At 62.2% G+C, this 11,717-nt stretch carries 9 protein-coding genes; 7 read left to right on the top strand and 2 right to left on the bottom strand.

The features are described from left to right. Positions 1-115 precede the first annotated feature (115 nt). The 5 genes from J3A65_RS19700 to J3A65_RS19720 all read left to right on the top strand — a co-directional run bounded on the left by J3A65_RS19700 (position 116) and on the right by J3A65_RS19720 (position 5,509). Positions 116-1,324 carry a class I SAM-dependent methyltransferase gene (locus J3A65_RS19700; protein ID WP_245341593.1) on the top strand — a complete coding sequence of 403 codons (1,209 nt, stop codon included), beginning with the start codon at positions 116-118 and terminating at the stop codon, positions 1,322-1,324. Continuing rightward, on the top strand, positions 1,321-2,178 hold the full coding sequence (locus tag J3A65_RS19705; RefSeq protein ID WP_209902954.1) for an RNA methyltransferase: 858 nt from the start codon (positions 1,321-1,323) through the stop codon (positions 2,176-2,178). Before J3A65_RS19700 ends, J3A65_RS19705 begins: the two co-directional genes overlap by 4 nt. Beyond that, complete coding sequence (gene lspA, locus J3A65_RS19710) at positions 2,178-2,684, top strand: signal peptidase II (RefSeq protein WP_209902956.1); 507 nt, start codon at positions 2,178-2,180, stop codon at positions 2,682-2,684. Before J3A65_RS19705 ends, lspA begins: the two co-directional genes overlap by 1 nt. Before the next feature lie 94 nt (positions 2,685-2,778). Continuing rightward, positions 2,779-4,512, top strand: coding sequence for an ATP-binding protein (locus J3A65_RS19715; RefSeq protein ID WP_184654168.1), 1,734 nt, complete (start codon positions 2,779-2,781; stop codon positions 4,510-4,512). 112 nt (positions 4,513-4,624) lie between these two features. Then, positions 4,625-5,509 (top strand): GNAT family N-acetyltransferase, encoded by an 885-nt coding sequence (locus J3A65_RS19720; protein WP_209902958.1) that lies wholly within the window; start codon positions 4,625-4,627, stop codon positions 5,507-5,509. A 122-nt stretch (positions 5,510-5,631) separates the two neighbouring features. Here the strand turns inward: J3A65_RS19720 and J3A65_RS19725 are convergent, their stop codons facing one another. Together J3A65_RS19725 and J3A65_RS19730 are read right to left on the bottom strand one after the other, a co-directional pair. Further along, on the bottom strand, positions 5,632-5,895 hold the full coding sequence (locus tag J3A65_RS19725) for a type II toxin-antitoxin system prevent-host-death family antitoxin (protein WP_092663756.1): 264 nt from the start codon (positions 5,893-5,895) through the stop codon (positions 5,632-5,634). A gap of 84 nt (positions 5,896-5,979) precedes the next feature. Next, positions 5,980-8,277: an NADP-dependent malic enzyme gene (locus J3A65_RS19730; protein WP_209902960.1), complete on the bottom strand. Its 2,298-nt coding sequence runs from the start codon at positions 8,275-8,277 to the stop codon at positions 5,980-5,982. Between the two features lie 213 nt (positions 8,278-8,490). Here J3A65_RS19730 and mutS point away from each other — a divergent pair, with 213 nt between their 5' ends. Together mutS and greA are read left to right on the top strand one after the other, a co-directional pair. Beyond that, a complete protein-coding gene (gene mutS / locus J3A65_RS19735) occupies positions 8,491-11,139 on the top strand; it encodes a DNA mismatch repair protein MutS (RefSeq protein ID WP_209903635.1) in 2,649 nt (882 codons plus the stop codon). Positions 11,140-11,169: 30 nt separating this feature from the next. Further along, positions 11,170-11,652 carry a transcription elongation factor GreA gene (greA, locus tag J3A65_RS19740; RefSeq protein ID WP_062454013.1) on the top strand — a complete coding sequence of 161 codons (483 nt, stop codon included), beginning with the start codon at positions 11,170-11,172 and terminating at the stop codon, positions 11,650-11,652. Positions 11,653-11,717 lie beyond the last annotated feature (65 nt).

The following is an 11,717-nucleotide window of genomic DNA, read 5'->3' on the forward strand; positions in this document are numbered from 1 at the left end:
CCGTTTCGCTGATTAGATAGGCGTCGAAGCGAGCGAAAACAGATCTGACGCTATTGCCGGCTTTGAAGAACGCGGCACAGATGCTATCTGCTGCGAAAGACAAGAACCCGAGCGGATGATCGCAGTGAAGAACAAGGAAAGGCGGCCGACCGGCAAGCGCCCGGAGAAGCCAGCAGCCAAGGGCGCGGCCAAGTCGCCTGCAAAAAGCCCGGACAAGCGCCGCAGCGAAGCTGGCAGCCGTCCGGCCGTTGCCGCAACCCGCAGCAGGTCGATCGGCCCCCAGGCTGCGCGCTCGGAAGGTCGGGCCGAAGCCCAAACCACCCAGTCGCGCCGGCCAGACAGACCGCAGGCACAACCCCATGCGCCGGTCGAAACACGTCCGCTTCTTGCCCGCAGCGGCGATCTGCCAGCCGAACGCGTGCCGATCATTCTCGAATCGTCGGGTGCGGGTGATTTCCACCTGATCGACACCGGCCGCGGCCTGAAGCTAGAGCAATACGGCGATTACCGGGTCGTGCGCCCGGAAGCTCAGGCCCTGTGGCAGCCGACGCTTGCCGACGATATCTGGGAAAATGCCGACGCGATCTTCACCGGCGACACGGATGAAGATGGGATGGGCCGCTGGCGCTTTCCGGTGCAGGTGCTCGGCGAAACCTGGCCTCTCGCCCTTCTCGGCATCGATTTCCACGGCCGCTTCACCGCATTTCGCCATGTCGGCGTGTTTCCGGAACAGATCGTCCACTGGGAGTGGATGAAGGAACGCGTCGAGGAAGCCGCCAAGGCCGGGCGCACGCTGAAAGTGCTCAACCTGTTCGGCTATACGGGTGTCGCCTCGCTGGTGGCGGCTGCCGCCGGTGCCGAGGTCACCCATGTCGATGCGTCGAAAAAAGCGATCGGCTGGGGCCGCGAGAACCAGTCCTTGTCGCGTCTCGAAAAGGCACCGATCCGCTGGATCTGCGAAGACGCGATGAAGTTTATCCTGCGCGAGGAACGCCGCGGCAACACCTACGATATCATCCTCACCGATCCGCCGAAATTCGGCCGCGGTCCAAATGGCGAGGTCTGGCATCTGTTCGATCATTTGCCGCTGATGCTCGATGTCTGCCGGCAGCTCCTGTCGCCCAAGGCCGTCGGCCTGGTGCTAACAGCCTATTCGATCCGCGCCAGCTTCTATTCCATCCATGAACTGATGCGCGAAACCATGCGCGGCGCAGATGGCGTGGTGGAATCGGGCGAACTCGTCATCCGGGAAGCGGGCCTCGACGGCAAAGTCCATGGCCGCGCGCTTTCCACCTCTCTTTTCAGCCGTTGGGTACCCGCATGAGCGATAATTTTCACAGAAACGGGCCACGGCGCGTCGGGCAGGTAAAAGAAGTCACCTCGCTCGCCAACCCCATCATCAAGGACATCAAGCTTCTCACCGACAAGAAGCACCGGGAAGAAGCCGGTGCCTTCATGGCGGAAGGGCTGAAACTGGTCATCGATGCGCTGGAACTGGGCTGGACAATCCGCACGCTCGTCTATGCCAAGGCTGCCAAGGCCAAGCCGCTGGTCGAGCAGGTCGCGGCAAAGACCGTGGCAGATGGCGGGCTCGTGCTCGAAGTCAGCGAAAAGGTTCTGTCCTCGATCACGCGCCGCGACAATCCGCAGATGGTGGTCGGCATTTTCGAGCAGCGCTGGGCGCGGCTTGCCGATCTGAGGCCGCAGAGCGACCAGACATTTGTCGCGCTCGACCGCGTCCGCGATCCGGGCAATCTCGGCACGATCATCCGCACGGCCGATGCCGCTGGCGCCTCCGCCGTGCTTCTGGTCGGGGAAAGCACCGACCCGTTCTCGCTGGAAACCGTGCGCGCCACGATGGGCTCGATTTTTGCGATGCCGGTCATCCGCTGCTCGGCGGAAGAATTCCTGAACTGGCAAAAGGGAGCGGGCGTCAGCGTCATCGCCACCCATCTGGCCGGCGCCACCGATTATCGCACGGCGGACTATACCCGCAAACCGGTCGTTCTCCTGATGGGCAACGAGCAGTCCGGCCTGCCGGACAGCCTTGCCCGCGCCGCCGATCGCACAGTCAAAATTCCGCAGCAGGGCAGGGCGGACTCGCTCAATCTCGCGGTCGCGACGGCAGTCATGCTGTTTGAAGCCCGCCGCCATCTGCTGACGCTGGAGGATAAATAATGACCGCCCGCGTTGGTCTCCTGTCTCGACCCATCAGTGCGGTCATCTTCATCATCATTGCCGTGCTGCTCGACCAGGCGATCAAGATCGCCGTCGAAAATTCGCTGCCGCTGGAGCAGATGGTGCCGGTCATTCCGTTTTTGGCGCTCTACCGCACCTATAATATGGGCGTAGCCTTCTCGCTTCTGTCCGGCATGGAGCGCGAGTTCATCATCGGCATGCGCCTTGTCATCGTCGCCTTCGTGCTGTGGCTCTGGCGCCGCACGCCCAAGGACCGGCCGTTTGCCCATCTCGGCTATGCGATGATCATCGCTGGCGCGATCGGCAATCTGATCGATGGCATCGTTTACGGGCACGTGGTGGATTACATCCTGTTTTACACCGCCACCTGGTCGTTTGCCGTGTTCAATCTCGCGGACAGTTTCATCACCGTCGGCGCAGGTCTGGTCATTGCCGATGAGTTGTTCGGACCGAAGGCAGCCGCATCCGTAGATGAGCAGAAGTAATTTTTCTCGGCGGAAAATGCGAAATTAGACGTTCGGCATAATTTTACCGGATTGCTCTAAGAATTCGGAAGGAAACCTCAGGTAGTCTTTCCGCATGCGCGACATCGCCGAAATACAGAACCGTATCTCACAGGCCTTCACGTCGCTCGCGCCGAAGGACGGGTCTGACGACGCCGCATGGAATGGAGTGCCCCGCACGCCGGAGCAGCCGGTCGCGGCGAACGTCCAGAGACATCCAGGCGCTCTTCGCGCACTCTTCACAAAAATCCTCAAATGGCGCCGCCCACAGGCCATTGCTGCCGACGTCTCGGGCTCTCCGCAGATCGCCAACGTCGTCCATGAGCTACGAACGCCACTGAACGGCATTCTTGGGATGACCCACCTCTTGGGTCAGACGAAGCTGACGGCGGAGCAGCAGAATTACTTGAGCGGTATCCGCCAGTCCGGCTACGCCCTGGCTCAACTGGTCGAAGATCTGCTGGATCATTCCACGATGGAGGCCGGCCGGTTCCGTCTCAACAACCGTGCAGCGGATCTACGCCAACTGATCGAAGGTGTCGTGGAAATGCTCGCGCCCCGCGCCCATGGCAAACGGATCGAGATCGCCGCCACCGTATCCGCCGCCGTGCCGGAGCTTCTCGACTTCGATCCTGCCCGCATTCGCCAGGTTCTGTTCAACGTCATCGGCAACGCCGTCAAGTTCACGACCACAGGCGGCGTGCTGGTTCGAGCCTTCATCGAGAACGAGACCGTGGCGATTTCTGTTGCCGATACCGGCCCTGGCATGACCGAGGAAGAGCAGACCCGAATCTTCGGTGCGTTCGAACAGGCAGGATCAGCGGAAACGCGCAGCGGCGGCACAGGTCTCGGCCTCGGCATCGCCTCGCGCATCCTGGCCGAATTCGGCGGCTCGCTGTCGGTCTCCAGCCGCAAGGGCAATGGCAGCGTCTTCACCATCCGCTATCCCATGCGTCTTGCCGAGGATGCGCCGGCCGGTGCTGCCGTTCGCAACCGCTCGCTGTTTGGCTCTCGCGTGCTTCTGCTCGCGCCAGATGGTCCGGCCGCCTTTGCGACCGTTTCCAGCATCGAAACACTCGGCGGCCGTGGGAGGCATGTGTCCGATCCCGCCCAGGTGCAGCTGTTGATCGATCGGGCCAAAGCGACAGGCTCGCCCTATACCGATCTCATCGTCGATCACCGACTGGCCTCCGACTACGCGTGGGAACCGTCGCACGCGCCGCTGCACCGTATTCTGCTGGTCAATCCGGAGGAAAGGGCGTCGCAACCCCAGGAATATTTCGATGCCTGGCTGATCCGGCCGCTGCGCGAAAAATCGCTGGTCGATGTCCTCAGTGGCCGCATGCGTGGTTTTGGCGCCCGCGACCGCCCGGTAATGGACGTGCCGGCTCCTGAAAATTCAAACTCGGTCGATCGCAAGCGGGAAGCCGGCCCGGCCCTCGATATTCTTCTCGGAGAAGACGATCCCGTCAGTGGGCTTCTGGTCGCCGCGGTTCTGCGCAAGGCAGGGCACACGGTTCGTTCCGTGGAGGATTTCGGAAGTCTCATCGAAGCCCTTGGCGAAAACCGCCCGGATGTCGTTCTCTGCGACATGCATATGCCCGGCGGCAACATCATGGATCTCATCTCTGCCGCCTCCAGAACCGCGCTGCAGCCGGTCCCCGTCATGGTGCTGACAGCCGAAAGCCGCGGCGAGGCGCGGCGCAAAGTCATCGATCAGGGCGCCTGCAAAGTGCTTCAGAAGCCGCTCGATCCGGCTGTTCTGATTGAGGAATTGCGTCTTTTTGCGCAGGCTTCCAGCACGTCCTGACAGTCGCGTTGACGGGCCTTGCACCACTTCCTATTGTGACGATATCTGTCACGCTCTTGTTGCAGATGCATGTTTAAACGCGGGTGATCCAACCGGTACGGGAAGAATCACCATGGCTATCGAACTCCTGAACCGCACATTGACCTCTGAGACAAAGCAGGCCCCGGCTGCTGATCCGGCAAATAGCCGCGTTGGTAGCGATGTGTTCGGCCGCATCGGCACGCTGGAAACGCGGCTTGCCCGCAACCTGCGCGAAATCGATGCCGCCCAGGCCGTGCGCTACCGCGTCTTCGTCGAGGAGATGGGCGCCACGATTGAGCCCGAGGCGATGCGGCTTCGACGGGATATCGATAGCTACGATGCGATCTGCGACCATCTGCTTGTCGTCGACAACGCGATAGACGGTGAAATCGAAGACCAGATCGTCGGAACCTACCGGCTTCTGCGCCAGAGCGTCGCTGAGGCGAATGGCGGGTTTTATTCGACGTCCGAGTTCGATATCGCGCCACTTCTCGCCCGCCATCCGGACAAGCAGTTCATGGAACTCGGCCGCTCCTGCGTGCTGCCCGACTACCGCACCAAACGCACCGTCGAACTGCTCTGGCAGGGCAACTGGGCCTATGCGCTGAAGCATGGTGTCAATGCCATGTTCGGCTGCGCCTCTTTCCCCGGCGTGCGTCCGGAAGAACACGCGCTGGCGCTGTCCTTCCTGCATCACAATGCGCTGGTGAAGGACGAGTGGATGGTCCACGCATTGCCTGATCTCAATCGCAACATGGATCTGATGCCTGTCGAGGCGATCAATCCGCGCCAGGCGCTGTCCGCCATGCCACCGCTGGTCAAGGGCTACCTTCGCCTCGGCGCCATGATCGGAAAGGGTGCCGTCGTCGATCAGGCCTTCAACACCACGGATGTGCTGATCGTGCTGCCGATCGCCTCGATCTCCGGCCGCTACATCAACTACTTCGGCGCCGACGCCGGTCGCTTCGCGAACTAGAGCGCTCTAGATTTGGAGCCTGGTCGGTCCGCAGTAGCGACCCACCATGTCGTGCACCGAGGATGGCAAGCGTTCGGACGCGGCGACAAGCCAGATCAGAAGATGGGAATCCGGCAACAGCCTCAATCGCGTGCGCCGTAGAACAGATCCTCGATCTCTTCGTCCAGCGCCTTATCCATGTCTTCCGGAATGAAGAACTGACCTTTAAGGAATCCGATCCGCCGTTTCCTGGGCCCGGTCACCTCGGGTGCGGCCGCCTCATCGACAGCAACCACCGTCACCAGCGGCTTGCCCGCCCTGGCGATCACGAACGGTTCCCCGTTCGCGGCTTCATCGACAAGCTGCGACAGGTTTTCTTCGGCTTCCTGAATGCTGACGGTCTTCATGAAACGGGAACTCCGATCGGACCAGATGAAACACCCTAATCCGATCGGCTGAAGCTTTCAACAAAAGCGTCGGCGCGGGGTCTCTCAGGACCCCGCGTTATAGGCCGCAATCGCCGCCATGTTGACGATTTCGGAGTCCTTCGCGCCCATCTGGGTGATCTGCACCGATTTATCCAAACCGACAAGAAGCGGCCCGATCAGCGTCGATGCGCCGATCTCCTGCAGCATGCGGGTGGCGATCGAGGCCGAATGAATGGCCGGCATGACAAGCACGTTGGCGGTGCCCGAGAGGCGGCAGAACGGATACTGCTCCATGCGGCTGGCATTGAGCGCCACATCGGCACCCATCTCGCCGTCATACTCGAAATCCACCCGGCGCCCGTCGAGGATCTTCACCGCCTCGCGGACACGCTCGGAGCGCTCGCCGATTGGCTGGCCGAAGGTGGAATAGGCAAGCAGCGCCACGCGGGGCTCGTAGCCCATGCGCTTGGCGACGCGTGCGGCTTCCACGGCGATGTCGGCGATCTGCTCGGCAGTCGGCATGTCGTGCACGGCGGTATCCGCCACGAAGATCGTCCGGCCGCGGGCCACAACGATCGACACGCCGATCACCTTGTGTCCGGGCTTGTCGTCGATGCAGCGGCGCACGTCGGAAAGAGCGGTCGCATAATTGCGCGTCGTGCCGGTTACCATCGCATCCGCGTCGCCTACGGCCACCATGGTCGCGGCAAAATGATTACGGTCGTGGTGGATCAGCCGCTGCACGTCACGCAGAAGCAGGCCCTGGCGCTGCAGGCGGGCGTAGAGGAAGTCGATATAGGTATCGACGCGCTTGGAAATGCGCGCGTTGATGATCTCGATGCCGGGGCGTTCGAGGTCGATACCGGCCTTTTCCGCCGTCTCGCGGATCACATCGTCGCGGCCGAGCAGGATGGCGGTGCCGAGACCCTGGCTGCAGAACGAGATCGCGGCCCGCATGACCTGCTCTTCTTCGGCTTCGGCAAACACCACGCGCTTGGGGAAGCGGCGAACCCGGTCGTAGATACCTTGCGTCGTTGCAGCGATCGGGTCGCGGCGGGCGGAAAGCTCGCGACCATAGGCGTCAAGGTCGGTGATGTCGCGACGCGCTGCTCCGCTTTCCATTGCAGCTCTGGCAACGGCGACGGGAATGGCCGAGATCAGCCGCGGATCGAACGGCACGGGAATGATGTATTGCGGCCCGAAACGCGGGCGGTTGCCCTGGTAGGCGGCAGCCACGTCATCAGGCACGTCCTCTCGGGCAAGATCGGCCAGCGCCTGCGCGGCGGCAATCTTCATCGCATCGTTGATCTGGCGGGCTCGCACATCGAGCGCACCGCGGAAGATGTAGGGAAAGCCCAGCACGTTGTTGACCTGGTTCGGATAGTCCGAGCGGCCGGTCGCCATGATCGCGTCGTCGCGGATCCGCGCCACTTCTTCCGGCGTGATTTCCGGATCGGGATTGGCCATCGCGAAAATGATCGGCTTGTCCGCCATCGAGCGGATCATCGCTTCGGTAAACGCACCCTTCTGGGAAAGACCGAACACCACGTCGGCACCCTTCATGGCCTCTTCCAGCGTCCGGCTGTCGGACTTGACGGCGTGGGCGCTCTTCCACTGGTTCATACCCTCGGTGCGACCCTGGTAGATCACGCCCTTGGTGTCGCAGAGGATGATGTTGGCAGGGTTGAAGCCCATCGCCTTGATCAGCTCGATACAGGCGATCGCGGCAGCACCGGCGCCATTGCAAACCAGCTTCGTCGTCTTGAGGTCGCGGCCGGTGAGTTCCAGCGCGTTGATGAGACCGGCGGCGGCGATGATCGCCGTACCGTGCTGGTCGTCATGGAAAACCGGGATGTCCATCAGTTCGCGCAGACGGCTCTCGATGATGAAGCATTCCGGCGCCTTGATGTCCTCAAGGTTGATGCCGCCGAAGGACGGGCCGAGGTAGCGCACGCAGTTGATGAATTCGTCTACGTTTTCCGTATCGACCTCGAGATCGATACTGTCCACATCGGCAAACCGCTTGAACAGGACGGACTTGCCTTCCATGACAGGCTTTGATGCCAGTGCACCGAGATTGCCGAGACCAAGGATTGCCGTGCCGTTGGAAATCACGGCCACCATGTTGCCGCGCGTCGTGTAGTCATAGGCCTTGGAAGGGTCGGCGGCGATCGCCAGAACCGGCACGGCGACGCCAGGCGAATAGGCCAGCGAAAGGTCGCGCTGCGTCGCCATCGGCTTTGTCGGGGTGATCTCGAGCTTGCCGGGACGGCCCTGCGAGTGGAAATCCAGCGCTTCCTGCTCGGTCACCGACGCTCTGTTGCGCGTGTTCTTTTCCGGCGTCTTGTCGTTTGCGGGCATTGGCCTCTCCAGCTTTTTGTGGGCAGCGCCCCTCGAGGTCGCGGGGGATGTTGTAATTCAAGGGTCATCACCGATAGTGTCGCCTCTTTCCAGACGCAACAATAAATCTGCGCAACAAACATTGGTGCCGTGACCCATTTTCAAAGACCTACGCTCGATGCCCTGACGACCGACCAGCTGGCTTCGGAGGAAAGCCGCGCGTCGGCAACGCCGATGATGGAACAGTTCATCGAGATCAAGGCCAACAATCCCGGATCGCTTCTGTTCTATCGCATGGGCGATTTCTACGAGCTGTTCTTCGAGGATGCGATCGATGCCTCGCGGGCTCTCGGCATCACGCTGACGAGGCGCGGCCAGCATATGGGACAGGACATTCCGATGTGCGGCGTGCCTGTTCATGCAGCGGATGACTATCTGCAGCGGCTGATCATGCTCGGCTTTCGCGTCGCCGTCTGCGAACAGGTGGAAGATCCGGCGGAAGCGAAGAAGCGCGGCTCCAAATCGGTCGTCAAACGCGATGTCGTGCGTCTCGTCACGCCCGGCACGATCACCGAGGAGAAGCTGCTCGTCGCCTCGGAATCCAACTACCTGATGACGCTTGCCCGCATCAAGGGCGCCGCCGAACCGCTGATGGCGCTTGCCTGGATCGATATCTCCACCGGCGTCTTCCGGCTGGCGGAAACCGAGCCCTCGCGCCTGCTCGCCGATATCCTGCGGATCGAGCCGCGCGAACTGATCATGCCGGATACGATGTTCCACGATGCGGAACTGAAGCCGGTCTTCGACGTGCTTGGCCGCGTCGCTGTGCCGCAGCCTTCGGTCCTGTTCGACAGCGCCACGTCGGAAGGCCGCATCGCGCGCTATTTCGGCGTCGGCACGCTGGATGGCTTCGGCACGTTTTCGCGCGCTGAAATGGCAGCGGCGGCGGCTGCCATCGCCTATGTGGAAAAGACCCAGATGGCGGAGCGCCCGCCGCTCGGGAGGCCAGAGCGCGAAAGCGGCGCCTCGACGCTCTTCATCGACCCCGCCACTCGCGGCAATCTGGAACTGACGAAAACGCTCTCGGGCGAGCGCGAAGGCACGCTCCTGAAGGCGATCGACCGAACCGTTACCGGCGGCGGTGCAAGGCTTCTTGCCGAACGGCTGATGTCGCCGCTGACGGATCCCGACCGCATCAACCGAAGGCTCGATTCCGTCTCCTTCCTCCGTGACGAGCCCGGCCTCTGCTCGGATCTGCGCTCCTCGCTGAAACATGTGCCGGATATGCCGCGCGCCCTGTCGCGTCTGGCGCTCGATCGCGGCGGCCCGCGGGATCTCGGTGCGATCCTTGCAGGTCTCGAAGCGGCGCGTGGCGTTGCAAGCTTCCTCGATGGCGCAATGCTGCCGCAGGAACTGTCGGAGGCTCTCGATGATCTGAAGATGCTGCCGGGAGAACTCGAAACCCTGCTTGGCACCACGCTTGCGCAAGACCTTCCGCTCCTCAAGCGCGATGGCGGCTTCCTCGCGGACGGTGCACGTGCCGAGCTGGACGAGGTCCGCGCACTGCGCGATCAGTCGCGCAAGGTCATCGCCGGGCTGCAGCTGCAATATGCCGAAGAGACCGGTATTAAGTCGCTCAAGATCAAGCACAACAACGTGCTCGGCTATTTCATCGAGGTGACCGCCGGAAATGCCGGCCCGATGACCGATACGCCGGAAGCCAAGGCGCGCTTCATCCACCGCCAGACCATGGCGAATGCGATGCGCTTCACCACAACAGAGCTGGCCGATCTCGAAAGCCGCATCGCCAACGCCGCCGACCGGGCGCTAACGATCGAGCTCGAAGCCTTCCGTCTCATGGTCGAGGCCGTGACCGCCGAAGCCGAAGCGATCAAGGCCGGCGCCCGCGCGCTTGCCATCGTGGATGTTGCAGCCGGTCTTGCGATGCTCGCCGAGGAGTGGGACTACCGCCGCCCGGCCGTCGATGCGTCCCGCATGTTCGCGATCGAAGGCGGCCGCCATCCGGTGGTCGAGCAGGCTCTGCGCCGTCAGTCGTCAGGACCGTTCATCGCCAACGAATGCGACCTCTCGCCCGCCGGAACCGACGAGTTCGGTGCCCTCTGGCTTCTGACCGGCCCCAACATGGGCGGTAAATCGACGTTTCTGCGGCAGAACGCGCTGATTGCCATCCTCGCTCAGATGGGGTCCTTCGTTCCTGCCGCGTCCGCCCATATCGGCATCGTCGACCGCCTGTTTTCCCGCGTCGGCGCCTCCGACGATCTTGCCCGCGGCCGTTCCACCTTCATGGTCGAAATGGTCGAAACGGCAGCGATCCTCAACCAGGCGACGGACCGTTCGCTGGTCATCCTCGATGAGATCGGCCGCGGCACGGCAACCTTCGACGGCCTGTCGATCGCTTGGGCCGCAGTCGAGCACCTGCACGAAAGCAACCGCTGCCGCGGGCTGTTTGCCACCCATTTCCACGAACTCACCGTTCTGTCTGAAAAGCTGAACCGCCTTTCCAATGCCACGATGAAGGTCAAGGAATGGGACGGCGAGGTCATTTTTCTGCATGAAGTCGGACCCGGGGCGGCCGATCGCTCCTACGGCATCCAGGTCGCACGGCTTGCCGGCCTGCCCGACAGCGTTGTCGCCCGTGCCCGAGATGTGCTGACCAAGCTTGAGGACAGCGATCGCAAGAACCCCGCAAGCCAGCTCATCGACGATCTGCCGCTGTTCCAGGTGGCGGTGAGAAAAGATGAGATGAAGCGCGGTCCGTCAAAGGTCGAGGAAACGCTGAAAGCCATCAATCCGGACGAAATGAGCCCGCGCGATGCGCTCGACGCCCTATATGCGTTGAAGAAACAACTTGCGGCCAAGTAAGGCCGCATCTCAGTTGAAAGGAACACGCACGTGAGCGTCGCCTTCGTGAAGGAAGAAAGTGCCGAAACCGCAGCGGAAACCCAGCTGCCGGACAGGCCTATCTCGTCGCATCCCAACCTCGTCACCGAGGCCGGCCTGAAGGCGCTAGAGGCGCAGCTTCGTACCGCAAAGGAGGCTTTTGACGCGGCCAACACGGTTGAGGACGTCAACGAGCGCCGCCGCCAGGCCGCAGGTCCCGCGCGCGACCTCCGCTACTTCGCCGAGAGGCTGCACAGCGCTCAGCTAGTGCCTGCACCGGTTTCGACTGAAGTCGTCGCCTTCGGCAACACGGTGCGCTTCAGCCGTGACGACGGCCGCGAGCAGGCTTATCGCATCGTCGGCGAGGATGAGGCCGATCCGAAGGAAGGTTCGATCTCCTACGTTTCTCCCGTTGCAAGTGCGCTTCTGGGCAAGTCGGTCGGCGATGTCGTGACTGTAAACGGTCATGAACTCGAAATTACTGCAATTTCCTGACGCATTCTCCCGAAACCACACCTCAGCGCTTGAGAAGGCCCTCCGCTCCGGCTATCTGATTCTTT

Source organism: Rhizobium sp. PvP014 (genome assembly GCF_017876855.1).
Classification (GTDB): Bacteria; Pseudomonadota; Alphaproteobacteria; order Rhizobiales; family Rhizobiaceae; genus Neorhizobium; species Neorhizobium soli.

Bases quoted from the DNA above. Each gene is read 5' to 3' on its own strand.
- mutS (WP_209903635.1), top strand. From the start codon at position 8,491: ATGATGGAACAGTTCATCGAGATCAAGGCCAACAATCCCGGATCGCTT.
- J3A65_RS19720 (WP_209902958.1), top strand. From the start codon at position 4,625: ATGGCTATCGAACTCCTGAACCGCACATTGACCTCTGAGACAAAGCAG.
- J3A65_RS19705 (WP_209902954.1), top strand. From the start codon at position 1,321: ATGAGCGATAATTTTCACAGAAACGGGCCACGGCGCGTCGGGCAGGTA.
- J3A65_RS19700 (WP_245341593.1), top strand. From the start codon at position 116: ATGATCGCAGTGAAGAACAAGGAAAGGCGGCCGACCGGCAAGCGCCCG.
- J3A65_RS19730 (WP_209902960.1), bottom strand. From the start codon at position 8,277: ATGCCCGCAAACGACAAGACGCCGGAAAAGAACACGCGCAACAGAGCG.
- J3A65_RS19725 (WP_092663756.1), bottom strand. From the start codon at position 5,895: ATGAAGACCGTCAGCATTCAGGAAGCCGAAGAAAACCTGTCGCAGCTT.
- lspA (WP_209902956.1), top strand. From the start codon at position 2,178: ATGACCGCCCGCGTTGGTCTCCTGTCTCGACCCATCAGTGCGGTCATC.
- J3A65_RS19715 (WP_184654168.1), top strand. From the start codon at position 2,779: ATGCGCGACATCGCCGAAATACAGAACCGTATCTCACAGGCCTTCACG.